This window comes from Streptomyces sp. NPDC002055, assembly GCF_040296705.1.
Taxonomy (GTDB): Bacteria; Actinomycetota; Actinomycetes; order Streptomycetales; family Streptomycetaceae; genus Streptomyces.
Genome location: NZ_JBEOXS010000017.1, coordinates 95,076 through 119,476, shown reverse-complemented (window position 1 = coordinate 119,476; position 24,401 = coordinate 95,076). Strand labels below are relative to the sequence as shown.

19 protein-coding genes and 1 pseudogene are annotated in these 24,401 nt (G+C 73.1%); 5 read left to right on the top strand and 15 right to left on the bottom strand.

Annotation, left to right across the window (positions count from 1 at the left end; all coding sequences use genetic code 11):
- Positions 1–114: 114 nt before the first annotated feature.
- The 6 genes from ABT112_RS13440 to ABT112_RS13415 all read right to left on the bottom strand — a co-directional run bounded on the left by ABT112_RS13440 (position 115) and on the right by ABT112_RS13415 (position 4,982).
- Positions 115–939: a hypothetical protein gene (locus ABT112_RS13440; RefSeq protein WP_351508874.1), complete on the bottom strand. Its 825-nt coding sequence runs from the start codon at positions 937–939 to the stop codon at positions 115–117.
- 90 nt (positions 940–1,029) lie between these two features.
- A complete protein-coding gene (locus tag ABT112_RS13435) occupies positions 1,030–1,941 on the bottom strand; it encodes a hypothetical protein (protein ID WP_351508873.1) in 912 nt (303 codons plus the stop codon).
- A gap of 95 nt (positions 1,942–2,036) precedes the next feature.
- The gene (locus tag ABT112_RS13430) at positions 2,037–3,305 is read right to left on the bottom strand and encodes an enoyl-CoA hydratase/isomerase family protein (RefSeq protein ID WP_351508871.1); all 1,269 of its coding nucleotides are present in this window, start codon (positions 3,303–3,305) and stop codon (positions 2,037–2,039) included.
- Position 3,306: 1 nt separating this feature from the next.
- Positions 3,307–3,612 carry a hypothetical protein gene (locus ABT112_RS13425; RefSeq protein ID WP_351508868.1) on the bottom strand — a complete coding sequence of 102 codons (306 nt, stop codon included), beginning with the start codon at positions 3,610–3,612 and terminating at the stop codon, positions 3,307–3,309.
- Between the two features lie 361 nt (positions 3,613–3,973).
- Positions 3,974–4,195: a DUF397 domain-containing protein gene (locus ABT112_RS13420; RefSeq protein ID WP_351508866.1), complete on the bottom strand. Its 222-nt coding sequence runs from the start codon at positions 4,193–4,195 to the stop codon at positions 3,974–3,976.
- Entirely contained in the window at positions 4,188–4,982 is a 795-nt protein-coding gene (locus ABT112_RS13415) for a helix-turn-helix domain-containing protein (protein ID WP_351508863.1), read from the bottom strand. Before ABT112_RS13415 ends, ABT112_RS13420 begins: the two co-directional genes overlap by 8 nt.
- A gap of 342 nt (positions 4,983–5,324) precedes the next feature.
- Here ABT112_RS13415 and ABT112_RS13410 point away from each other — a divergent pair, with 342 nt between their 5' ends.
- The 3 genes from ABT112_RS13410 to ABT112_RS13400 all read left to right on the top strand — a co-directional run bounded on the left by ABT112_RS13410 (position 5,325) and on the right by ABT112_RS13400 (position 8,210).
- The gene (locus ABT112_RS13410; RefSeq protein WP_351508934.1) at positions 5,325–5,666 is read left to right on the top strand and encodes a hypothetical protein; all 342 of its coding nucleotides are present in this window, start codon (positions 5,325–5,327) and stop codon (positions 5,664–5,666) included.
- Between the two features lie 352 nt (positions 5,667–6,018).
- Complete coding sequence (locus ABT112_RS13405) at positions 6,019–6,852, top strand: hypothetical protein (RefSeq protein ID WP_351508860.1); 834 nt, start codon at positions 6,019–6,021, stop codon at positions 6,850–6,852.
- A gap of 104 nt (positions 6,853–6,956) precedes the next feature.
- Positions 6,957–8,210 carry a hypothetical protein gene (locus ABT112_RS13400; RefSeq protein WP_351508858.1) on the top strand — a complete coding sequence of 418 codons (1,254 nt, stop codon included), beginning with the start codon at positions 6,957–6,959 and terminating at the stop codon, positions 8,208–8,210.
- Between the two features lie 513 nt (positions 8,211–8,723).
- Here ABT112_RS13400 and ABT112_RS13395 read toward each other — a convergent pair.
- The 9 genes and pseudogenes from ABT112_RS13395 to ABT112_RS13355 all read right to left on the bottom strand — a co-directional run bounded on the left by ABT112_RS13395 (position 8,724) and on the right by ABT112_RS13355 (position 21,423).
- Positions 8,724–9,982, bottom strand: a pseudogene (locus ABT112_RS13395) (SLC13 family permease).
- 519 nt (positions 9,983–10,501) lie between these two features.
- Complete coding sequence (locus tag ABT112_RS13390; protein ID WP_351508856.1) at positions 10,502–12,037, bottom strand: ATP-dependent DNA ligase; 1,536 nt, start codon at positions 12,035–12,037, stop codon at positions 10,502–10,504.
- A 102-nt stretch (positions 12,038–12,139) separates the two neighbouring features.
- Positions 12,140–13,816, bottom strand: coding sequence for a bifunctional 3'-5' exonuclease/DNA polymerase (locus tag ABT112_RS13385; RefSeq protein WP_351508933.1), 1,677 nt, complete (start codon positions 13,814–13,816; stop codon positions 12,140–12,142).
- Between the two features lie 416 nt (positions 13,817–14,232).
- On the bottom strand, positions 14,233–15,348 hold the full coding sequence (locus ABT112_RS13380; RefSeq protein ID WP_351508854.1) for a winged helix DNA-binding domain-containing protein: 1,116 nt from the start codon (positions 15,346–15,348) through the stop codon (positions 14,233–14,235).
- Between the two features lie 238 nt (positions 15,349–15,586).
- The gene (locus ABT112_RS13375; protein ID WP_351508851.1) at positions 15,587–16,993 is read right to left on the bottom strand and encodes an MATE family efflux transporter; all 1,407 of its coding nucleotides are present in this window, start codon (positions 16,991–16,993) and stop codon (positions 15,587–15,589) included.
- 5 nt (positions 16,994–16,998) lie between these two features.
- The gene (locus ABT112_RS13370) at positions 16,999–18,042 is read right to left on the bottom strand and encodes a cysteine synthase family protein (protein WP_351508849.1); all 1,044 of its coding nucleotides are present in this window, start codon (positions 18,040–18,042) and stop codon (positions 16,999–17,001) included.
- Positions 18,043–18,058: 16 nt separating this feature from the next.
- On the bottom strand, positions 18,059–19,429 hold the full coding sequence (locus tag ABT112_RS13365) for a type III PLP-dependent enzyme domain-containing protein (protein ID WP_351508847.1): 1,371 nt from the start codon (positions 19,427–19,429) through the stop codon (positions 18,059–18,061).
- Positions 19,420–20,409 carry an ornithine cyclodeaminase family protein gene (locus ABT112_RS13360; RefSeq protein WP_351508845.1) on the bottom strand — a complete coding sequence of 330 codons (990 nt, stop codon included), beginning with the start codon at positions 20,407–20,409 and terminating at the stop codon, positions 19,420–19,422. Before ABT112_RS13360 ends, ABT112_RS13365 begins: the two co-directional genes overlap by 10 nt.
- A 27-nt stretch (positions 20,410–20,436) precedes the next feature.
- A complete protein-coding gene (locus ABT112_RS13355; RefSeq protein WP_351508843.1) occupies positions 20,437–21,423 on the bottom strand; it encodes a TauD/TfdA family dioxygenase in 987 nt (328 codons plus the stop codon).
- Between the two features lie 322 nt (positions 21,424–21,745).
- Between ABT112_RS13355 and ABT112_RS13350 the strand changes: the two genes are divergently transcribed.
- Positions 21,746–23,275, top strand: a complete 1,530-nt coding sequence (locus ABT112_RS13350) for an ABC transporter substrate-binding protein (protein ID WP_351508932.1) — start codon at positions 21,746–21,748, stop codon at positions 23,273–23,275.
- The gene (locus ABT112_RS13345; RefSeq protein ID WP_351508840.1) at positions 23,260–24,273 is read left to right on the top strand and encodes an ABC transporter permease; all 1,014 of its coding nucleotides are present in this window, start codon (positions 23,260–23,262) and stop codon (positions 24,271–24,273) included. Before ABT112_RS13350 ends, ABT112_RS13345 begins: the two co-directional genes overlap by 16 nt.
- Positions 24,274–24,401: the final 128 nt, after the last annotated feature.

Here is a 24,401-nt window from a genome sequence, read left to right as displayed (position 1 = left end):
GGGAAGCAGGGGCTTGATATGGGCGGACCGGGGGCGTCGAGCCTCTTCCCCCTCCGTGTCGGCCGGGCGACGTGACCGCGAGACCTGCGGCGCCGGCGGCCCGGTGGTCGTCCCTCAGGTCAGGGATGGAGTGCCGGACCCGGCCGTGCCCTTGCCTTCGCCCTCGTTCTTGTTCTCGTCCACGATCTCGTCCTCGTCCACGATCTCGATCTCCGGTTCCGTGAAGGAGACCGTCCGCAGGACCGTCGTCATCAGGTCGCAGAACTCCACCCAGTAATCCGTGGACGCGGTGTAGAGCGTGAAGACCGCGGTGAACGGGCCGGTGGGGAAGGGGATGTGGACCTGGATCTGTCCGGTGAGCAGATCGACGGGCTCGCCGGTCGCCGTGATCTCCGGGGTGAGTTCGTACTTGGTCAGGGTGACGCAGGAGACGGCCGGACCGCACGGCAGGTCGAGCCAGCGGGCGTCGTTGTGCGGGTCGCCGGAGAGGACCGCGAGGATGCCGTGGGCGGCGATGTCGGTGTCCGCCGGGGCCGGGTCCGTGGGAACGGCGGCCACGGTGAAGGCGCACTGGGCGACGCCCTTGGAGCCTTCGTGCCAGGTTTCGGTCCGCTCCGGGACTTCCGCCGTGCTGCTGCCGTCCGAGGCGCCGTCCTCCTCCGCCGTGGAGAAGAGGCCCATCGCCGCGTACGAGACGCCGTTGCCCGTCATGAGTTCGGCCAGCGAAGCGTAGTAGGGGGCGGCCGGTTCCCAGATGGTCTCGTCGCCCCGGGAGTAGAGGCCGCGGACGAACTCCTGGGACCGCTCGGTGCGCTCCTCGGGGGTGGCGGCGAGGGGGAGGGCGTAGAAGCCGTCGGGGACGACGAACCAGATGGGGGGAGGGTCGAGGTGGTCGGCCGGCACCGGGGGAAGGGGGTTGGCGTCCGGAGTGGTTGTCATGGAGTCGGGCCGTTCCAGGAGGTTCGAGGCGTGCGGGTGCCGCGTGCGGGGCGGCTGGGGAGTGGCACGGCACGCGGTGTGGGACGGGGATCAGCTGGTGAAGTCCTCGGGGTGGTACTGCTTGTAGGGGAGCGTTGTGCCGTCGGCGTCCATGACAGAGGTCAGCTCGGAGGTACCGAAGAACGAGCGCGTTCCGCTGGGCGCAACCACGGTGATCAAGTAGCAGCCGCACGTGTTCCGGGTGACAACAGGAGGTCCGGCGTCGGATGCCTGAGCGGCGGCGAAGTCTTGCGCCGTCTTCTGTTGGGCGGCATTGAGCGATTCCAGCGGAATCACTTCACCGGGCCCGACCAGGTACCGGGTGAGTCGCGGGCGCCCTCTCGCCCACAACCTGCACCAGGAGCCGTCAGTGAAGGTGATCTTCACGTCGGTTCCGTCCTTGAAGTCCCGCGGTTCGACTGTGCCGATGGAGGAGCGAGGAATCTCCCAGAGCATCTCGTCATCGATGATCGCGATGTCCTTGTGGACGGGAAGGCCGACGATCACCAACCGGCGGTCGGTGAGGATCGCATGAGTGGTGTAACGCTTCCTGTCCGTGCGCCCGGGGTCCAGCTGCCAGGGCAGGGTGCGGGCGAGAGTGCCGGGGGCCGCCCACATGACGGGGAAGTCCTCGACCTCGTCGGCCCGGTCGTCGGGGGTGTCCGAGCCTTGGTCCGACGCGCCCGGACCGACGCTGCCACCCTGTGAGCTGAGGATGCCCATGATCACGACGCCCAGGGCGATGAGCCCGCCCTTGACGACGTTCCGCGCAGCCGCGTTCCCGCCGCCACGGACCACGTGGACCGGGCCCTCGGGCCAGCCCGGCAGTTCGGTCTGGATGTCGTGGCGTTCGGTGTCGCGGAACCAGCGCATGCCCCGGACGCGCATGGCGGCGCCGGTGGCGAAGGCGACCGGCGTTCGGGCGAGAAGGATCTCGCCTGGTTCTGGATGCCAGATGTGCATGTCCGTCTGCGTCTTCCTGCGTGGCGACTCTGTGGCCGAGGTCCGGGATCCGGAGCCCGGCCTACGGGCTCACTCTGTCACTGTCGGCGGAGCCGTCAGTGGGCTGCGGCCGACTTCTCCAGCTGATCGCCGGGGAAGAGGGCCTCTCCGACGTGCTGGTGAATGCTGGTGATCTTCGGGAATATCTTGGCTCCGGCATCGATGGCGATACCGGCTCCGGTGGGGTTGATGTTCACTCCGGGGATCAGGTTGAGTCCCTTGGAGCCGACCCACTGGCCCTCGAAGTATCCAGCGTTGGCGAGGCCGCCCATGCGGGTCATCAGGCCACTGCTCGAATGGCCGACCTCCCAGACATCTTCGCCCATGCCGCCGATCTTCACCAGGCCGGCCTTTCCGATACCGCCACTGATATTGGATGAGTTCTTGCCAAAGGCCATCAGGATTCGAGCATCACCGATACGGCTCATGTTGAAGCCTTTGCCGAGGTTGGCGACGCTCGATATCGCTTTGGCCTCGCCGACCACCTTGATGCTCTTGCTGAACATGCCGATGCCGGGCATGAGTCCGATGGCGTCGAGGCCCATCTGCATCCAGCTGACGTCGGCGCCGCCGGCCTTGGCGAGGCCGTGGGCCGCCAGGGCGAGCCCGCTCGCGATCAGGGCCGCGGTGCCGAAGATCGCGGCCAGCGGCGGGAACGGGAGAGTGATGATGGCCAGCAGGCCCAGGACCGCGGTCAGGTCGCTGAGGAGGTCGCCGATCAGCTTGATGTCGTCGGCGTGCTTCTCGACCCACTCGGCGGTGGAGTTCCAGGCGTCCGAGATGTGCTCGCCGAGCTTGTCCCAGAAGCCGGGCTCGTCGGGCGCGATGTTGCCGGCCTTGTCGAGCTCCTTGCTGATCAGCCCGGCGGCCCTTTTGTAGCGCTCTTCGAGGTCGTGGACCTTGCCGGTGACCTTGTCGACATCCCCCGATGCCTTGCCGAGTTCCTTGCTCCCCTTGCCCTCGGCCTTCTGCTCGGCCTTCTCCTGGGCCTCCAGCTTCTCTCCGGCGGACTTCTCCAGCCGGTCGGCCTCGTCCTGGAAGTCCTTGAGTTCACCGGCCCACCGGTGCAGGGCGCGGGAGGCCTTGTCGAAGGACTGGTGGCTCTTGCGGATGAGGGGAGTCACGTCCTTGCCGACGTACTCGGAAAAGGCGGCGGCTGTCTTGCCTTTCCAGGCGCCGGTCTCGATCCGTTCCAAGTCCCTGACGGCAGTGCCGAGTTCGGAGGCGAGGCTGCCGAGCTTCTTGGCGAGCTCGCGGGTGTCCTCGACGTCGCCGGGGGTGGGGTCCCAGCCTATGTGCGGGAAGGAAGGGCGCTTACCGGCCATGTCACTTGCCCTTCTTCTTCGGCTTCGACTCCAGCGACTCGGCGAGGTCGTGGTCGAGCTTGTTGAACTCATGGCCGATCTTGTTGATCATCTTGACCGCGCCGTGGGTGTGCTTGCCGAGCTGCTTGATGCCGTAGCCCCACTCGTCGCTGAAGTCGTGCACGTCGTCGACGAGCTTGTCGGCGCCGACGGCCGAGGCGTCGACGGCCTTGAGCGTGCGACGGGCCGCGTCCATGCGATCGCTGACGGTGGAGAAGGTCGTCTTCAGATCCTCGAAGATCGTTCCGTCAAGGCGAAGGTCACTCATGTCCTGGTCCGGATCCCCTGTGTGGTCGATGAACTGAAGCCCGCGCATGAGGCCCGCCGTCGGGCTTCACTGCTGTCTGCTGTCGACTTCCGGTGAAACGACAATATAGCTAAGAGCGTTGACGATGCAGAGGGGAAGAAAAGCGCCACTATGGGCAATTCGCCTCTCCGGGGAATGCTGGCGTTCGTGACGAATGCATGCAGAGGTGGTGAAGTTGACGTAGCGGTGACGGCGGGCGCGGAGTTCTCGACTCGGAGATCCCTGGCGGGCGGGCATGTGGACGCCCTCGGCCCACTCTCTTCAATGCCGGTGAATATAGGGACAGATCGGGAATCATGGGCCGTTGCTCGTCAAACCTGAATCAGGCGGAGAATTCTCCTGCTTTTACTGCGGAGATGAACGCCGACCAGTCGTGCGAATGGAAGGCCAGGGCTGGGCCGTGTGGTTCCTTGGAGTCTCGAACGGCGATTCCGGACGGGCAGTGGTCCGTGATCTCGACGCAGCTTCCGGCTTCGGGCCCGCTGTAGGAGGACTTGCGCCAGCCGCTCAATATCGAGGCGTCCGGAACTGCCCGCTCAGTCATGATGTAGATGTTCCTTCGCTGTCGCTCGCAACACGGCAAGGGACTCCTTCAGCGGCAGCGCGTCCCCCATGGCGAGATGGTAGGCGCTCTGCAGTCGCTCGACGACGGCCGGTGCGTCGTGCACCTTGCCGACCTGCAGGCCCTCGGAGTAGGCAACGGGAGGCTGGTCCTCGAACCACATCAGGGTCAGCATGCTCTGCATGAGTGGGTGGCTGCCGAGGTTGAACGGGAGGACGTGAACGCGCACGCGCTCGTCCTCGCCGAGCCGGACGATGTGCATGAGCTGATCGGCCATGACCTGTGGTCCGCCAACAGGTCGGCGTAGGGCGGTCTCGTCCAGCAGTGCCCACACCACTGGCGATACCTGATTGAGAAGGATCTTCGAGCGCTTCAGTCGTGCGACGAGGAGCCTGTCACACTCCTCGTCGCTCACGGGAGGGAAGCCGCTTCGCAGGATCGCACGCGCGTACGCCTCTGTCTGGAGCACGCCAGGGATGCAGGCCAGTGCGAATTCGCGAATCATTGTCGCCTGTTGTTCGAGCTGTCGGGCGGCCTCGAAGTAATCGGCAACCGCTGCATCGTCCTGCGGCAAGAAGCTGGCCAGTACATTCCCCGTGTTCAGGGCCCTGTCCAGCCGTCGTGCGTCCTCTCGTGACGGGATGCGCCGGCCCGCCTCGATGTGCGCGATATGCGAACGCGTCATGATCGCGGTGTCGGCCAGTTCCTGCTGGGTCAGTCCAGCCGCGTCGCGCTGCCCCTTGAGCCATTCCCCATAGGTGTTACTCATCGTCAACTCCCGCGTGACGGAGTACCTGTCACATCAAAACCCCTGGTGAGCGTAGTCCCTTCGTCTCACTCTGTGAGTGGATTACTACGGGGAGGATCCGGCTCGCCGGCTGGATGCCCGTAAGCGAAGCCCCGGCGACCGCTGCGAATGGCCCGGGGGCGAATCCATCAACCGACATGGAGTTGACGACGTGCTGCGCTGTACTGCCCTTATCTTCGAGCCGCTGTCGGGGGTGTTGCGGCCCGCGGCCGGCCGGCGCGGGTTGCACGCGATGCCCCGGCCCGCCGATTCGGTGCATGCGTTCCGGCGCGGAGCGCTGCACGGTGCGGGGGTGACCGCGTGATCAGTCAGGCGACGGGTGGCGGTGCCCGGCTGCTTCCGTGGGTCAGTCCCGAGGGCAAGCCCTGTTACCTCTTCGGTGACGGGGCCGGATGCGTCTCCCGTGCCGCCGACAATGTCGAGCGTGTGCAGCTCGGCATGGCTGCCGATCTGCTCGACCACGTCACCGACATGCTGTCCGACGGCTATGTCACCCCGGAGCAACTGCGCTTCGTCGCGGCTCGTATGAGCGAGGCGCTGCGCGATGTGCACCGCATCGCGCAGAGCCGGGGTGAACGTCTTGCTCGCCCCGCCCCCGTGGAACGCGCCGGGCGGGAGGAGCGCGGGGTCTCGCCCGAGTGCTGACCCGCGCCGTGCATCCGCCGGTGGCCGGTGCATCGCCGGGAGGCGCGCCTCCGCGGGCCCTGCTGGGCAGTGTGGGTCCCGCTCTTCGGGCGGGTGGCGATCCGGAGGCTCAGGGGACCCCGATGAAGAGGCGTCGAGTCCCCCCGGGACAAGGGCCGCCGAGGGGCTGGCGGCGTTGAACCGGAATGTCCGGTTCCCATTTCGGACATGGCGACTCATCGGTAACAGGGGGCTTGCGCGGCCGTCGTGGAGCGTGCAAGGTCTTCCCCAGTCACCCGGAATCGCCGCGGGACTCGGGCTCTCTGCCCCGAGAGGACGCGGCGCTCTCATGTCCCGGAAGGTCTCCTCCACCGTGTCTGCATCGTTCGCCATGCCTGCTGCTGTGCGCCTGCCGCGCACGGTTGCCGCGCGGCGTGCGCTGCTGGTGGTCCTCTTCCTCGGGGGACTTCTGGGGCTGGCCTTCCTGTTCGGTGGCAGCGCTCAGGCCGCGGACCTCGACGGTTCCTCCGGGCGGGCCACCGTGCTCGCCCCGGCCGAGCAGGCCGGCGGTCAGGCGAAGAGCCGGATGCAGGACCGCCGGGACCGGATGCAGGACCGCATGGCCGAGGGGGCGGAGAAGTCCGCCGAGCGCCGGCAGGCCGTCGAGGACGCCGTCGCCGACACCGTCGAGCCGGTCGCGCAGCGTACGGAGCGGGTCGCCCGCCCCGTCGCCGAGCCGGTGACGGGCCTGGTCGAGCACACCGCCGACGCCGCCCGCCTGCCGGCGGACCTGCCCGGTGGTGACGAGCAGGACGGGTCCGGCGCGCAGCCGGACACCCGTGAGCCGCACCGTCCCGCGCAGGACGCCTCCGAGCAGGCGCACCACGCTCCGGTGCGGACCGCCGGTCCGGCCGTCCGTACCGCCGGGGTTCCGCAGCAGTACGCCGCGGACGCCACGGAGCGGGCGGAGTCCGCCGGTGCCGCGCAGCACCACGACCGGCTCCCGGTCGACCTTCCGCAGACGCCGCTGTCCAGCGGCTCCGCGACGCAGAACGCCGGCAGCGGCAGCGGTCCCCGTGGCGGGGACGCACACGCCGCCCCGGCGACGGACGCTCCCCGCTTCGGCCTGGTGGCCGGCGCGGTGCAGGCGGCGCACGGTGCGCCGACGCGTGAGCGCTCCCACGACATCCTCGAATTCCCGGGCTAGGGCAGGCCGTTCCACCGCCTCTATTGGACCTGCCGCGGCGGGGGCGGATCAGGTCTGCCCAACCCCTTTCTCCGAAGCCCTTGAATTCGAAGGAACTCCTCCTCATGGTTAAGAACTTCCGTCGTTCCATCGTCGTCGCCGCTGCCGCCACCGGCATCTGGGCGCTGGGCAGCGCCGCCGCCTCCGCGGCCGAGCTGCCCGAGGTGCCGAACACCGGCTCCGTGACCGGCACCGTCAAGGAGACCGCGACCGGCGCGACCGGCTCGGTGCAGGACAAGCTGTCGGCCGGTGACGTGGCGGGCACCGCGAAGGACACGGTCGACGGCGTGGCCGGCAAGGCCACCGGCACCCTCGGCGGCGGTCTGCCGTCCACCGACGGCCTCGACGACGTGACCGGCACCGTCTCCGGCGCCAAGGAGACCGCCGAGCGGCAGCTCGGCAAGGCCGACGCCAAGAAGGCCGTGAAGAAGGCCGCCAAGAAGGCGAAGAAGGCCGCGAAGTCCGCCCAGGGCAAGCTGCCCACCGGTGACGTGGCCGGCCGGCTGCCGAACCTCGCCGTGCCCGCGGTTCCGGCCGCCCCGGGCCTCCCGGCCGGTCTGCCGAGCGGCCTGCCCGGTGGCATCCCGGCGCACCTGCCGGCCGAGCTGCCCGCCGTCCCGGCCGAGCTGCCGACCGTCCCGGCCGAGCTGCCCGCCGCTCCGGCCGTGCCCGGTGTCCCGGCTGTGCCCGGCGCCGACGACCTGAGCGCCGTTCCGGCCGCCGCCGGTGTCCGTCCCGAGCAGGCGAGCGACCTGGCCCAGGGCGCCGTCGCCACCGTTCGTCCGACCGTGGACCAGGCCGCTGCCGATGTGCTGCCGCCCGTCGGCCGTCGGCTGGTCGTCAAGGTGCTGCCGGTGGCCCAGGAGGCCGTGGGCGGCGTGGGCGTGCTCGCCGGTGACGCCACCGGTCAGGCCGTTCCGTTCGTGCAGGGTGTCGCCGGTGACGTGACGCCGCTGGCGCAGGGTGTGGCCGGCGACGCGTCCGGCCTCGCCACCGGTGTCGCGGCCGACGTGACCCCGTTCGCGCAGGGTGTCGCGGCCGACGTGACCCCCTTCGCGCAGGGTGTCGCCGGTGACGTGACCCCGTTCGCCCAGGGTGTGGCCGCCGACGCGCAGCCGTTCGCGCGGAACCTCGCCGGCACCGCCACCACCGACGCCCGGGGCGTCGCGGGCCGTGCCGCCACCGGTGTCCAGGGCCTGGCCCCGAAGGCCGCCGTCCCGGCCGACCTGACGAACGCCGCCAACATCCCGGCCCTGCCGACCTTCGGCGCCGTCCCGGCCGTTCCGGCCGCGCCCGCCGTCGCCGGCCTGGCCGGCTGAACTCCCGCAGGGTGAGCACCGCACGGCCGGCCCTCGTTGGGGCGAGGGCCCGCCGGCGGTGAATCCCGCGCTCGCGCGACGTCGCGGCGGCGGCGTACGGCGGGCGTACGGGTGGGGGCCGGCGGGCCCCGCGCCGGGCAACCGGCATTGATGCAACAGCTTTCGGGCGGACTCCGTTGGGGCGGAGGCCGCCCGAACGGCTTTTCCGGGGGCGGGCGCTGGGCCTCCGCCGGTGCGTGGACCGGCGTCCGGAGCTCGGGCGGGGCCCGTCGCGGCTGCGCGCCCGGGCGTCCGGAGCGCTCATCGGGCGCGGGGCCCGTTCCCTGCGTGATGTGGCCGATCCCGGGTGCGTGCCGAAAGCTCCTGCCCCGTCCTGCCGACGCCGTATCGCACGGGCCGGGCCGGGGCGCCGACCCTCATACGTCATCCCCGGGGCGCCATACCGAGCGCGTCGGGCCCGGGCTCGCTGCCGAGTGCGCCCGGGGCGCGGCGCGTGGGGAACGCGCCCCGCGCTCACCCCGTGCCGAAGGCCCGCAGCCCCGCCCACAGCGCGACGGTGGCGAGCGCCAGCCCCGCCGGGACGGTCAGCAGTCCGAGCAGGGTGAAGCGGCGCAGGTCGGACTCGGGGCCGTGGTCGCGCAGGATGCGCCGCCACAGCAGGGTCGCGAGGGAGCCCGCATAGGTGAGATTGGGGCCGATGTTGACCCCGATCAGCACGGCGAGCACCGGCCCCGGCCCGCCCGCCGCGGCGACCGGGAGCAGGGCGAGCACCGCGGGCAGGTTGTTGATCAGGTTGGCCAGGAGGGCCGCGACCGCGGCCACGGTCAGCAGCTCGGGGAGGGACGCGCCGTCCGGGAGCACCGCTTCGACGGCGTCGCCCAGGCCGTTCTCGACGACCGCCCGGACCACCACCCCGAGGGCGAGGACGAACAGGCAGAACAGCGGGTCGGCCTCGCCGAGCAGCCGGCGCACGGTGGTCCGCTTCCGCAGCAGCGCGGGCACCGCCAGCACCAGGGCACCGGCCAGCGCCGCCCACGCCGGGTTCACCCCGGCGAACGACGTCACGACGAAGCCCGCCAGCGTGAGCCCCAGCCCGTCAGCGCGAACACCGGCACCGGCGGCCGGTCCGCCTCCCGCGGCGCCGCGGCGGGCACCGCCAGGTCGGTACGGAAGAACGGCCGGAAGACGGCGTACTCGACGGCGATCGCCGCCAGCCACGGCAGCGCCATCAGCGCGGCGAACCGGGTGAACGACAGCCCGCTGACCGTGAACGCCAGCAGATTGGTCAGATTGGAGACCGGCAGCAGCAGGGACGCGCTGTTCGAGAGATGGACGGTGGCGTACAGGTGGGGGCGCGCGGGCGCCCCCGCCCGGACGGCGGTCGCGAACACCACCGGGGTGAGCAGCACCACCGTCGCGTCCAGGCTGAGCACCGCCGTGACCAGCGAGGCGACCACGAACACCCCGCCCAGCAGCCGCTGCGGGCGGCCCCGGCAGGCGCGCGCCACCGCGTCCCCGGCCGCGGTGAACAGGCCCTCGTCGGCGCAGAGGTGGGCGAGGACCAGCACCGCGGCGAGGAATCCGACCACCGGCAGCAGGCTGTGGACCTCCTCCCACGCCCGGGACGGCGACACCGCGCCGAGCGCCACGACCAGCACCGCCGCGGGCACCGCGGCCAGCGCCTCGGGCCTGCTGCCGGGCCGCAGCACGGCGAACGTCAGGACCGCCAGCAGCAGCACGACGGATACGGCCTCGGCGGCGGCGGTGCTCAGGACGGCTCCCGGGTGTCTGGCCCGGTTCCGGCGTGCGGGGCGGGCGGTGGCTCGGTGGGTGCCCACGGGGTGGCCGGGTGCGGTGCGGATGCGTACGCGGGGGCGCAGGCGGGTGCCGGGGGCCGTCGCCGGGAGTGCGGTGGGCGCGGGTCATCAGGATCGCATCCCGGGCGGGGGATCCGGTGACCGTGCCCTCGGGCGGTGGTTCCGGGGCCGGTGGTTCCGGGGTCGGTGGTTTGGTGGGCCTGCGGGTGCCGTTGACGGCACCCGCAGGATGCCTCTGTCGGACACGTCCCTGTCGGCGGGTTCCGCCGGACGCCGTCTGCTGCGCAGCGCGTCCCGGTGCCGGGAGGGGCGGTGCGCGGACCCGGCGATTCCGGCGGGCTTCGGACGCCGCGGCCCCGCACGCAGGGCTTCGGACGCAGGGCTTCGGACGCGGGGCCTCGGACGCAGGGCCTCGGATGTCGTCGCCTCGGACCCGGCGGCCCTCGGACCCCGCGGCCCTCGGGGCCCCCGCCCTCACACCCGGTGGGCGAGCACCGTCTCCACCGTGTCGGCCTCCGCGGCCGTCTTGTCCTCGCGGTAGCGCAGCACGCGCGCGAAGCGCAGGGTCACGCCCTCCGGGTAGCGGGTGGACCGCTGGACCCCGTCGAAGGCGATCTCCACGACGAGCTCCGGCCGGACGGTCACCCCCCAGCCGTGGTCGCTCACCGCCAGCTCCCGGAGCCGGCCGGTCTGCCAGTCGAGCAGGGCGTCCGTCAGCCCCTTGAAGGTCTTCCCGAGCATGGCGAACGTGCCGTCCGGCCGCCGCGCGCCGAGGTGCAGATTGGACAGCTTGCCGGTGCGGCGGCCGTGGCCCCACTCGGCGGCGAGCACCACCAGGTCCAGGGTGTGGACCGGCTTGACCTTCAGCCACGAGGCGCCGCGCCGGCCCGCGCTGTACGCGGAGTCCAGGGCCTTGACGACGACCCCCTCGTGGCCCCGGGCCAGGGTCTCGGCCGTGAAGTCCTCCGCCCGGGCGCGGGTGGCCGCGTCCGCCGGGTCCTCGGCCACCAGGCGGCGCACCCGCAGTGGTTCGGGCACCACCCGGGCGAGCTCGGCGTGCCGTTCGGCCGCGGAGCGTGCCAGCAGGTCCCGCCCGTCCACGGAGAGCAGGTCGAAGAAGACCGGCGAGAGCGGCAGCGAGGACTGCGCGCCGGGGACGTCCAGCCGGGAGCCGACGCGGCCCGCGGTCTCCTGGAAGGGGCGCGGCCGCCGCTCCGTGTCCAGCGCGATGACCTCGCCGTCGAGCACCACGCGGTCCGCCGCCAGCCGTCGTGCCGCGGCGACGACTTCGGGCAGCCGGCCGGTGATCTCGTCCAGGGTGCGGGTCCAGACGCGGACGCTCTCGCCGTCCCGGTGCACCTGGATCCGGATGCCGTCGAGCTTCTCCTCCACAGCGGACGGACCGAGCCGGTCCAGCGCCTCGCCGACGTCCTTTGCCGTGCGGGCCAGCATCGGCTGGACGGGGCGGCCCACTTCGAGCCGGAAGGCCTGCAGCGCCTCCGGCCCGCGGTCGAGCAGGGCTTCGGCGACGGCGCCGAGCGATCCGCCGAGCATCACCGCGCGCCGCACGGCGTCCGGCGCGGCCCCGGACGCCGCCGCCAGGCCCTCGACGGCGAGGGCGTCGAGGGCGCCCTGCCGCAGCTCGCCGCTGATCAGCCCGGTGAGGAAGCGCTGTTCCTCCTCGGTGGCGGCGGCCAGCAGTTCACGCACCAGCCGGCGCCGCTCCGCCTGGGCGCCCTGGCCGGACACGGCGGCGATGCGGCCGAACGCCCGGTCGACGTCCGCCACCGGGAGGCCCGCCGTCGCCGCGGGCGGCACCGGTTCGCGGAGCGTGCTCCAGCCGACCCCGATCCTGCGCTGCGGCAGCCGGCCCGCCAGATACGTGATCACGACCGGCACCTCGGCGGGCTCCGCCCGGCGGAACAGCCCGGCCAGCAGGGCGACCTTCTCCGTCCGGGAGGCGGTGGCCGCGACCTCGCGCGAGGTCGCGGCGACATCGGCCAGCAGCATGCGCTCATCCTCTCCCGGGCGGGCCGGCGCCGCAGCAGGGCCGGCTCCGGCACCATGCGCCCGTGTGACCGGACGCCCGTGCGCCCGGACGCCGAGGCCCGGTCACTTGGCGTCGGCGTAGCACTCCACCACGGCCGTGGTGAACGGAAACCGCACCGGGGTGTCGCCGAACACGATCCGGCCGGCCCGGTCGCCCGCGGCGCGGATGGCCTCGGTCACCGCCTCCGCCTCCTCCGCCGGGCAGTGCACGATCACCTCGTCGTGCTGGAAGAACACCAGTTCGGCGCGGAGGCCGGACCGTGCCAGGTCCTGCCGCAGGGTGGCGAGCACGACGAGCGCCCAGTCGGCGGCGCTGCCCTGGACGACGAAGTTGCGCGTGAACCGGCCCCGGGCGCGGGCGTCCCGGGAGGCGTACCCGTACGACGGCCCGTCGCCGTCCCGCACCGGATCCTCCTGGGGCAGCCCGGCCTCGCCGTCGTCGCCGGCGGCGGCCGGCGGGCAGGTGCGGCCCAGCCAGGTGCGGACGAGCCGCCCCTCCTCACCGGCCCGCGCCGCGTCGTCGACGTACCCGACGGCGTCCGGGAAGCGGCGGCGCAGATCGGCGAGGTAGGTCAGGGCGTTGCCGGACGTCTGCCCGTACACCGCGCCGAGCAGGGCGAGTTTGGCCTGCTCGCGGTCGCCGGAGAAGGCCCGGTGGGAGAGCGCGGTGTAGAGGTCTCCGCGGTGGCCGGCGATCTCCATCAGGCCGCGGTCGCGGGAGACCGCGGCGAGCACCCGGGGCTCCATCTGGTCGGCGTCCGCGACCACGAGCCGCCGGCCCGGATCGGCGACGACGGCCCGCCGGATCACCTTGGGAATCTGCAGCGCCCCGCCGCCGTTGGCGGTCCACCGGCCCGAGACGGTGCCGCCGGGCAGGTACTCCGGCCGGAACCGGCCGTCCCGGACCCAGGACTGGAGCCAGGCCCAGCCGTGCGCGGTGTGCAGCCGGTAGAGCTTCTTGTACGTCAGCAGATGCGGCACCGCCGGGTGGTCGATGCGCTCGAGCTCCCAAGCGCGGGTGGAGGACAGGGCGATGCCCTCGCGGGCGAAGGCGCGGATGATGTCGCCGGGCAGGTCGGGGCGGACCCGGACGCCGCCGAACGCCCGTGACACCTCGTCCGCCAGCTCGGCCAGCCGCCGCGGCTCCTGAACTCCCGGGTAGCGCTCGCCCAGCAGCCCGGCCAGCAGCTCCCGGTGCACGTCCGCGCGCCAGGGGATGCCGGCGCGGGTCAGCTCGGCCGCGACGAGGGTGCCCGCCGACTCGGCCGCGGTGAGCAGCCGCAGCCTCCCCGGGTGCGCCGCCTCCCCGTGCCGTCGCTGCTGGTCGGCGTAGACCTCCAGGAGAGCGGTCAAGGGGTCGGTGCCGGGCGGCAGCGGGACCGGGCCCGGATCGAAGAGCGAGGGCTGCTGCTCCGCGGTCCGGACGGGCGGGTCCGCGGGCACGGGCAGCCGGTGCAGCCGGGCCCAGGCGGCGGCCAGGGAACGCGGCTCGCCCCAGTGGCCCTCGTACCCGGTGAGGAGCGCCTCGGCGGCCTCGACGTCGTAGCAGCGCTCCACCCGGACCCCGGCGTCCAGCAGGCGGGGGTGGAGCGTGGCCGTCGAGCGCCAGACCCAGCGGGTGTCGGCGGGCCGGGCTCGTACGGCCGCCGCCGGGTCGGGGGCGGTGACGACGGCGCCCGCGGGGCGGCCCGCGGCGTCGAGCGGCACCATCCGGGCGCCCCCGTCGGCGCCCTCGGCCATCGCCCAGCGTGCGCCCGGCGGGCCGCCGGCGTCGGCTTCTCGGCGGTGCTCGCGGTCAGCGACGCGCCCGATGCCGTCGGCCGCCGCCGCTTCCGCGCCGGTCACCGGCGTCTCCCCGCCGTCGGCAGGGCAGCCCGCACCGGGCGGCGGTGCGGCACCGGGCCGGGGTGCGGCACCGGGCCGGGGCGCCGAACCGGGCGGTCCGCGGCCCTGCGGTGACGGTCGCTGGTCATGCGGCGAGTGTCCCAGGGGGGTCCGACACCGGCGGGCCGACGGGCGCTCAGCCCGTCGGCACCTCGGCCCGTCCGCAACTGCCCGTCAGACTCTCCGCGCCTCAGCCCGTCCCCGCCTCAGCCCGTCCCGCCTCAAGCCGTCCCCGGCCCGTCAGCCCGTCAGCACCTCACCCCCTCCGCACCTCAGACCGTCCGCACCCGCAGCTCCCTGACCTCCCCCGTGCAGCGCGCCAGGTGGGCCGCCTCCGCCTCCAGGCCGTCGGCCGGGACCGCGCCGCTCTCCGGAAAGAGCTGCACGTCCACCGTGTCGTCCACGACGTCCCACACCCCGGCCACCCGCCCCCGGTGGACGACCACGGGGGCGATCCAGCCCCCCGTCCGGCTCACGGCCTTGCGGCGGGAGGCGGGGATGACGCGGGGGTCGGCGGTGCCCGGTCCCAGCACGTACTGGTCGAAGCCGGAGAGCAGCCGGACCGCCTTCGACGGTTTGGTGCGGGCCAGGGCGTCCGCGTCCTCGGTGCGGATCCACGCCGGTTCGCCGTCGACCTCGACGGAGGTCAGCAGGTCGCCGGCCGCGGCGAACAGGCTCCGCAGCACCGCCTTCCTCGACAGCCCCCGGATCAGCCAGGCGTCGAACGCCTCGGCCGTCGCCGGGCCGTGGGCCCGCAGATAGGCCGGGATCGCGGTGCGGGCCGCCTCCTCGGGCTCGGGGATGCCGCTCCAGCCCGGCACGTGCGAGCGGGGCGTGACGAAGGTGGTCCGGTTCCCCCGGTTCGGGCCGTGGCACAGCCGCCCGGTCCAGGCCAGGGGCTTCAGGACGGTGCCCCAGCCGGAGGTGAGCTGTTCGCGCAGCTCCCCGAAGCCGGGCCGGGCGACGACCGCCTCGGTCAGTTCCTGCCGGGTGAGGGCGTCGTCCCCCAGGATCTCCTCGACGGCGTCGCCCAGCGCCGTCATCTGCGTCGGCGTCACCCCGAAGCTCCGCTGCCAGGAGGGCTTCTCCCAGGTGCGGGCCGCCGCCAGCAGCGACTGGAAGGCCGCCATCTGCTCGGGCAGCAGCAGATGGAGCGTGCCCCGCATGGACCAGGTGCGGACCACCGTGCGGTCCGCGAGCGCCCGCTCCACGGCGCCGGGCCGGGGCGTGCGCCGCCGGGTGCCGATCGCCAGCTCGGCCGCCGAGGCCACCTGGGCCTGCACCCCGGCCAGCCGCCCCACGAGCTGCTCCACCGTCGCCGTCGTACGGGGCTCCAGGCTCTGCTGCCGCAGCCGCCAGGCGAGCACCTGCTCCTGGGTGACCTTCACCGTGCACGCTCCCGGTTCGTCCTCGACGGCACGGACCGGGAGGTCACGGGCCGCGGGACGCCGTCGTCCGCCGTCGCCCGGGACGTCCCGTCGCCCGGGACGTCCGTCGCCCGAGACGCCCGTCGGCCGCGCCGTCCGCCGCCCGGGACCGCCGCCGGCCGCGACCGGCGGACCACTCCCGGCCCGCCTCCCGGTCCGCCCCTCGATCCGCTTCCCGATCCGCCTCTCGATCTGTCTCTCAGTCTGCCTCGCGGACGGCCTCACGGGCCTCCGGAACCGGGGCGGGTTCCGGCAGCGCCCGGGAGAAGCGGCGCAGCAGCAGGACCGCGGTGGCGGTGAGGCCGGTGAACAAGCCGAACCAGGTGCCGAGCGTGTCCAGCCCGGCGAGGGTGCCGAGCAGCCAGCCCGCCGGAAGGCCGACCAGCCAGTAGCCGACGAGGGTGATCCGGAAGCCGCTCTTGGTGTCGTCGAGGCCCCGCAGGAGCCCGACGCCGATGTTCTGCGCGCAGTCCGCGAACTGCATCACGGCGGCGACGAACAGCAGCCCGGTGGCGATCTCCAGGGCCTTGCCGCCGCCGTCGAGGAAGGGGCGCAGGACGAGCTCCGGCACGGCGAAGTAGACCGCCGCGACCACGGCCATCACCCCGGCGCCGCAGATCAGCGCCGTGCGGGCGATCCGGCGGGCGGAGTCGGCGCGCCCCTGGGCCAGCTCCCGGCTCACCCCGAGGGAGGCGGCGTGGGAGAGGCCCACGGAGACCTGGAAGACGATGTAGACGAGCTGGTTGACGGCGGTGTGGGCGGCCAGCGCGGCGCTGCCGAACGTGCCGACCAGCAGCGCGACCACGGAGAAGAAGCCCGCCTCGGAGCCGTAGGTGGCGGCGATGGGGGTGCCCAGGCCCAGCAGCCGGCGGAGCGTGGCGGGCCGGGCGGTCCACACGCGCAGGGTGAGCATCGGGGCCAGCTCCGGGTCGCGGCGCGCGGAGGCGTACAGCGCCACGAAGGAGAGCAGGTAGACGGTGGAGGTGGCGACGCCGATGCCCGGGAGGCCGAGCTCCGGGAACATCCACAGGCCGTGGATGAGCGCCCAGTTGAGGGCGGCGTTGACGGCGACCGAGCCGAGGGTGATGCGCAGCAGGGCCTGCGGGCGGCGCATGCCGACGGTGAACTGCCGGATCGCCTGGAACCACAGGCACGGGACGAGGCCGGGCGCCAGCGCCAGCAGCACCGGCCGCATCCGGTCGATGACGACCGGGTCCTGGCCGAGCAGCGTCACCGCCTCGCCGATCAGCACCATCAGCACGGCGCCCGCGACCCCGGCGAGGGTGGCCAGGGCCATGGCGGCCCGGACCAGGTCCCGGACCTCCGCGCGGGAGGCGTCGGGGTCGGTGTCCCGGCGGGCGGAGGCCGCCGCGATCCGGTTGCCGACGGCGGTGACCAGGCCGACGCCCATGGTGCGCAGCTGGTTGAAGATGACGACGGCGAGGCCGCCGGCCGCCAGCGCCTCCACCCCGAGCAGGCCCATCATCACGGTGTCGGTGGTGGTCAGGGCGACCTGGGCGAGCTGGGTGAGGGCGAGCGGCACGGCCAGGACGGCGAGTTCCCGGCTGTCCCGGCGCAGGGCGGCGAGGGGAGTGGAGATCGGCATGGCGTTCAGTTCCCGCGGAGTTTGGTGAGCATTTCGTCGACCTCGCGCTCGACGGCGGGATCGATCAGGCTGCGCTGGTTCATCCAGGCGTCGTCGAAGACGGTGTCCAGGTACTTCTCCCCGCCGTCGTTGATCAGGGCGACCATCGTGGTGCCGGGCGGCAGCGCGGGCAGCCGGGTGAGCGCCTCGTGGACGACGCCGCCCGCGGAGCCGCCGATCAGCAGCCCGGTCCGGGCGGCGACCACCCGGGCGGTGGCGAACGCCTCGACGTCCCCGACCTTCACGCCCTCGTCGATGAGGTCGAAGTCGACCAGCGCCCCGATGGTGGCGCCCTCGGGGGTGCCGGTCCCCGACTGGTAGTAGTCGTGCGCGGGCCCGCCGAAGGCGATGGATCCCTTGGGCTCCACGCCGACCGTGGTCACCCCGGGGACCCTTTTGCGCAGCTCGCGCGCGGTGCCGCAGAGCCCGCCGCCGGTGCCGACCGCGCCGACCAGGACGTCGATCCGGCCGTCCAGCGCCTCGTCGAGCTCGTGGGCGACGGGGTGGTAACCGACGGCGTTGGCCGGGTTGTTGTGCTGTTCGGTGAAGACGGCGTTGCCGCTCTCCGCCGCCATGCGCTCCGCCAGCTCCTCGCGGGCGGCGGTGGCGAGCTCCTCGGTGCCGTCGTCCACGACGTAGACCAGCTCCGTGCCGAGGGCCTTCATGCCGCGCAGCTTGTCCGGGCAGGCGTGGTGGTCGACGACGGCGGTGAAGCCGTAGCCGCGCTCGGCGGCGATCACGGCCAGCCCGAGGCCGGTGTTGCCGGAGGTCGACTCGATGATCCGGCCGCCCGGCCGGAGTTCGCCGCGCTCCTCGGCGTCGAGCACCATCTGCCGGGCCATCCGGATCTTGGCGGTGCCGGTCGGGTTGTACATCTCCAGCTTCAGCAGCAGCCGGCTGCCGGTCTCGGTGCGGCAGAGCTCGAACAGCGGGGTGCAGCCGATGAGGTCGGAGACGCGGCTGACGACGGCGGGCCGGGCGAGCGCACGGCGTTCGGGGGTGGCTGACATGGGGAACTCCCGGGGGTCAGGAGGACGGGTGCCGGTCGAGACGCCAGCGCGGGCGGTCCCCGCCGCGGTCGATCACGACCTTCGGCGGCAGGGGCAGGTCGTGGAAGGGGGATTCGTTGGAGTCCATCTGGTAGCCGGCGGTGTTGGGATAGACGAGAAGGTCGCCGATCGCGGGCCGCGCGGGGAAGCCCACTTTGCGCCAGGTGAGCATGTCGGACTCCAGACAGCTCGCGCCGCCCACACAGGCCGGGAACGGGCCCTGGCCACCGGCGCGTTCCCCGCTGCCCGCACCGGGCACGAGCACCGGATCGGGCAGGAACTCGCTGTTGAACCACTGCTCGCTGAGGCTGAGGCTGGTGCCGTCCACGGTGACGATGCCGTACTCCCGCTCCTTGACGCCCTGGACGCGGAAGACCGTGCAGCCGGCCCCGTCCAGCAGCGCCCGGCCCGGCTCCAGCAGCAGCCTCACGCCCGCCGCGCGCAGCAGCGCGGCGAGCGGCTCCGACGCCCCGGCGGGCCGGGCGGCCAGCACCGCCCGCAGCGCGTCGGCCCCGGCGGTGGGCGAGTGGTACGGGTAGAAGTCGGCGAAGGTCTTGTCGGCGTGGAAGTGCTCGGGGCGCTGCTCGCGGGTGAAGCGGTCCCAGGCGTCGGCCGCCACGTAGTCGACGGCGAAGCCGCCGCCGATGCTGATGCGGTCTGCGGGGAGCCCGAGTTCGCGCGCCCGGCGGCAGTGGCCGAGCAGCTCCCCGGCGAGGTCGGCCCGCGGCTGCACGGCGTATCCGGACAGATGGAAGCTGAAGCCCTCCATCCGCACCGCGCCGGCCGCGTCCCGGCAGCGGAGCAGGGCGGCGGCCAGTTCGCGGTCGTCGAAGCCGAACCGGCTGTGCTGCTGCGCCGGGGGACGGCGGCGCAGCAGCAGCCGGGCCGGGCGCAGCGCGGCCCCGAGCCCGATGACGCGCTCCAGCTCGTCGGGTGCGTCGACGGCGATCAGGGCGCCCTGGAGGACGGCGGTGCGCAGCAGTTCGTCGGCCTTGGCGGGGCCGGTGACGACGATGTTCTCCCCGCGCACGCCGTGCCCGAGGGCCTCCCGCAGCTCACCGGCGCTGGCCACGTCCACCCCGGTGCCGGAGACCGCGCAGCGCTCGATCCAGGCGGCGGCCTTGTTGGCCTTCTTCGCGTAGTGGAGGTGCCCGTCGGTCCCGGTCTCGTCGAGCACGGCCCGGAACGCGGCGGTGTTGGCGTCGAAGCGGTCCGGCAGCAGGACGTGGAACGGCCCGCCGAAGGCGTACGACAGCTCGTGCAGCAGGTCGCCGCCGAGCAGCGCGGTCAGCCGCGGGTCGTCGTGCGCGGGGAGGGAGAGCCCCGCGGTGGCGGTGGTCACTGCCACAGGGACACCTCCGTGCCCAGGCCCTGGGCGATGGCCAGTTCGGCGAAGCGGTGGCCGAGGGCGATGTCGGTGACGACGAGTCCGCTGTTGTAGGCGAAGATCCGCTCGGCGGGGTCGGTGCGGCCCCGGGCGCGTCCGGCGAGCACGGCGGGCAGTTCGGCGTGGACCTCGGGGAAGGCACCGTCCGCGTCCGCCATGTCGGTGCCGGTGACCTTCATCTGCGCTGCGCTGGTGGCCACGACCCGGTCGGCCCGGTGCAGGGTGGACGGCTGGATGCCGTGCCCGACCAGGACGGTCAGCGTCCCGGGCCCCAGCCAGTCCGCCTCGATGGCGGCGGGGGTGGCGGGGCCGGCGGTGGCGAGGACGATGTCGGCCTCGGCCGCCGCGCCCCGCAGATCGGTGACGACCTCCAGCTCCCGGCCGGGGGCGTGGGTTTCGAGCTGCTCGCGGACCGCGCGGATGCCGTCGGGGTGGGTGCCGGAGAGCAGCAGCCGGTCGAGGCCGGGCAGCGTGGTCAGCAGGAACGGCAGCGCGAGCCGCCCCTGCGTGCCGGTGCCCACGACCAGCGCGGTCCGCGCGTCCGGCGGGGCGCACTCGCGGGCCAGCAGCGCCGACACCGCGGGGGTGCGCAGCGAGCCGATCCGGCCGCAGTCCATCATCGCGACGGGCAGCCCGGTGGTGTCGTCGTAGAGGGTGAGGGACGTGTAGTAGTGCTGCCGGTCGCGGTCGAGCTTCAGCCCGTGCTTGTAGGAGGTCTTGACGGCGACGACCTCGCGGGCGCCGTCGCGGCCGAGCATGGCGTACGCCACCGAGCGGCCGTCGTCGGGCTTGACGGTGAGCTTGGGCGGGGTGACCGACGAGCCGTCGGCGAGGGCCCGGTAGGCCTCCTCGACCACGGAGACGACGTCGGTCAGGCCTATCTTCAGGCCCGCGATGTCACTGGTGCTGAGGATGCGCAGGGTCCGGTCGGACTGCGGCACGGTGAACTCCTGACGGGAGGACGGCGGTCAGACGGGGGCGACGACGGCGGCCTGGCCGTAGCCGTGTTCGCGCTCTTCGGCGCCCGGGCGGGTACGGCGGCCGGGCACGCGGACCGAGGCCCGCTTGAGCCAGCGGTCGGTGCCGTCGTAGCGGGCGCGGAACGGCACCCGTCCGTGCACCACCACGTCGTTGTCCACGACGAGGATCTCGCCGGGCGACAGGCTCACCGGCACGGAGACCCGGGCCAGTTCCTCCGCCAGCCGGGCGTAGGCGGCGCGGTGCTCCGCCGGGGCGCGGTCGACGGGCGTGTAGGCGGGGTCGAAGCGCAGCGTCAGGCCGTCCTCGGAGCGGTGGAGGGTGGGCACCTCCGGCGGCTCTTCGGTGTTGGCCCGCGCCTCGGTGTAGGAGTCGTCGGGGAGGATCGGCAGCACCGGGCGGGCCAGCAGATCGACGTCCCCGTCGGGGAGTTCGGTGCGGCGCACGCTCGCGGCGGTGGTGGCGATGGCGTCGTGGTTGCGCATGCAGCCGAGCATCAGCAGATGGGCGCGGCCGGGGTGGAAGGCGTCCTCGGTGTGCGGGCTGAGCAGCACGGTGCTGCTGGCGCCGGTCTGCTCGGCCTCGTGCCCGGGCGAGGGGACGATGTTGTGGACGAACCGGCCGTCCTGCTGCCCTTCCCAGGCGATCGGGCGGCCCATCACGGTGGCCAGCAGCAGCAGGGTGACGTCCCAGACCGCTCCGGCGTCGCCGGCGGTGGACCAGTGGGCGGGGGTGGGGCCGACGGTGTCGTCCTGCACGGTCAGGCCGCGCAGGACGTAGACCCCGTCGGGGGTGTCGCAGGGGCGGCAGAGCCGGCGGATGCGCTCGCTGAGACCGGCGGCGCGTTCCGGCAGGCGTTCGAGGAGTCGGGGGGAGGTCGCGGAGCCGGACTCCGCGAGCAGTGCTTCCGCGGTACGGGTGAGTTCCGCGGCGGAGTCGGCATCCAGCTGTCGTACGGGTGCGGCTCCCGTGTCCATGGCGAATCCGTCCGTTCGTTGAGGAGTTTGGGCGGCTGCGGACATGGCAAAGCCCACCTGCGGGGGTGCAGGCGGCGTGGTTGTGGAGGGGATCACCCCGGTTGGCGGCTCGCCAGAACGTACCAATGTGATAACCAGTTAGGCAAGGCTTGCCTAATTCTAGACGGGCGCAGCCGATCAGTTTCGCATCAACTACCTTGTCGTACAAGGAAATTGGACGATCTCTTGCATGATTGCCTGAAATTAGGATAGGCAACCCTCAGTGCACTGATGTACAGCGCGACCAGTGAGCGAGGACAGCGTGGATCTGACGAGACGGCAGATGCTTCTGGCCGGCGGCGGCATCGGGGCGGCGGCTCTGCTGAGCGCCTGCGAAGGCAGCGACCCGGCCCCCGGCGCGGCCGGCAAGGGCTCCGGCACCCCCAAGTCCGGCGGCACCCTCCGGGTCGGCGCGCTCGGCCGGGCCAACGCCATCACCCGTGACCCGCACGGCTCTCAGGCGAACGAGAGCGACTACCTCATCATCAGCCTCCTCTACGACACCCTCACCGTGCCCGGCGCGACGACCAACACCGTCGCCCGGCTCGCCAAGAGCTGGAAGGCCGACAAGGACCTCAGGACCTGGCGGTTCACCCTCGCCGAGGCCGCCACGTTCCACGACGGCACCCCGGTCACCGCCGAGGACGTCGTCTGGTCGCTGCGCCGGCTGCGCGGCACCCCGTCCGGCGCCTCCCGGCTCCCCGGCATCAAGGCCGAGAACATCAGGGCCGAGGGCAAGCACACCGTCGTCCTGGTCTCCGACTACGCCAACGCCGAACTGCCGCAGCTCACCCGGCTCACCACCTTCGTCCTCAAGAAGGGGACGAAGGAGAAGGAGCTGGCCGGGGCTCCCGGCACCGGACCGTTCAAACTCGACTGGTTCCGCGGCGGCAACGCCCGGCTGGTCCGCAACGACGACTGGTACGGCGGCCGGGTCCACCTCGACGCGATCGAGGTGAAGATCTTCGAGAGCCCGCAGGCGATGGCGAGCGCCCTGCTCGCCGGCCAGATCGACCTGGCCTCCAACGCCGGGGCCGTCGCCGCCCGCACCGCCGAGTCCCGCAAGGACATCACCGTCCTGCGCCGCCCCGACGACATGGCGATGCCCATCGTCATGCGCACCGCCGACGGCCCGTTCGCCGACCCGAAGGTGCGGGAGGCGCTGCGGCTCGCCGTCGACCGCAAGGCCATGGTCGAGCAGGTCCTCAGCGGCTACGGCCGGGTCGCCAACGACGTCATGGGCACCGGCGACCCGGCCTACGCCAAGGACCTCCCGCAGCGCACCCGCGACCTCGCGAAGGCGAAGAAGCTGCTGAAGGAGGCCGACTTCGACCTCGGGAAGACCTACGTCCTGCACACCACCGAGGACGTGCCCGGCCTCGCCGAGACCGCGACGCTCTTCGCCTCCCAGGTGCGCGAGGCCGGAGTGAAGGTGAAGGTCGTGAAGCAGGAGTCGGCCGCGTTCTGGGACAAGACCTGGCTCAAGGACGACCTCTACACCACCTACTGGGGCACCAACGACTCGGTGGTCTTCTTCGCCAGCAAGACCATGTACTCCGAGGCCGGCACCAACGAAGCCGCCTGGGACGACAAGGAGTTCGACGCCGCCTACAAGAAGGCCGTACGCACCGCCGACGCACGCGACCGGGCGAAGGTCCTGCACGAGCTCCAGGAGATCCAGCACGAGCGGTCCGGCTATCTGCTGTGGGGCGTGGCCGACGGCATCGACCTCGCGGCACCCGCCGTCCGCGACCTGCCGAAGCTGCCCGGCTACGGCCGGGTCCAGCTCGAGCGGACATGGCTGGACCGCTGAGCGCCGACGCACCGGCCGGCGGCACGGCCCTGCCGTCCCGCCCGGCCGGCCGGGTCCTCGCGGGCGCCGCGCTGCGCCTCGGCGGACTGCTGGCGCGGCGGGCCCTGCTGCTCGCCGGGCTGCTCGCCGCGGTCTTCGCCGCCGTGGAACTGCTGCCCGGCGACGCCGCCGACGCGACCTCCGAACGCGGGGAGACCGCCGCCGACACCACCCGGCGGCGCGCGCTCCTCGGCCTGGACCGGCCGGTCGCCGAGCGCTTCCTCGACTGGATGACCGCGCTGCCCACCGGCGACCTCGGCACCTCCGCGCGCGGCGAGCGGGTCGCCGACCTGCTCGCCGGGCCGTTCCCCAACACCCTGCTGCTGGGCGGCCTGGCGCTGCTGCTCACCGTCGCCGTGTCGGTGGGGCTCGGCTGCTGGGCCGCGCTGCGGCCGGGCGGCGCGGTGGACCGCACGGTCTCCGCCACCGCCACCGGCATCCTCGCGCTGCCGGAGTTCGTGGTCGCGGTCGCGCTGGTGCTGGTCTTCGCCCTGTGGACGGGGCTGCTGCCGGCGGTGACCACCGCGGACGCCGACGGGTCGCCCGCCACGGCTTCGATGCTGGTGCTGCCGGTCCTCGCGCTCGCCGTGCCGCAGATCGGCTGGAACACCCGGATCGTCCGCGCCGCCCTCGCCGACGAGGCTAAGGCCCCGCACGTGGAGACGGCCGTCCTGGACGGTCTGGCCCCGCGCCGGGTCCTCGTCCACCACCTGCTGCCGGGCGCCCTGCCCGCCATCGCCACCGGCTTCGCCACCTCGACGGGCATGCTGCTCGGCGGCGCCGTGGTGGTGGAGACGGTCTTCAACTACCCGGGGATCGGCGCCGTCCTGGCCGGCGCCGTCGGCGACCGGGACACCCCGGTCATCGCCGGGGTGGTCATGGTCACCGGCGCGGTGATCACCTGTGTACTGCTGCTCGCCGATCTGGTGCGGGCCCGAGCGGCCGGAGGACGCATATGACGGGGGAGTCCCGGGACGGGGGCCGGGCGGCGGCCGTGGATCCAGTAGGGCCGGACGGGGCGGTTGTGGAAGGGGCGGTTGCGGACGGGTCTGCCACGGGCGGGTTGGTTGTGGACGAGCCGGTCACG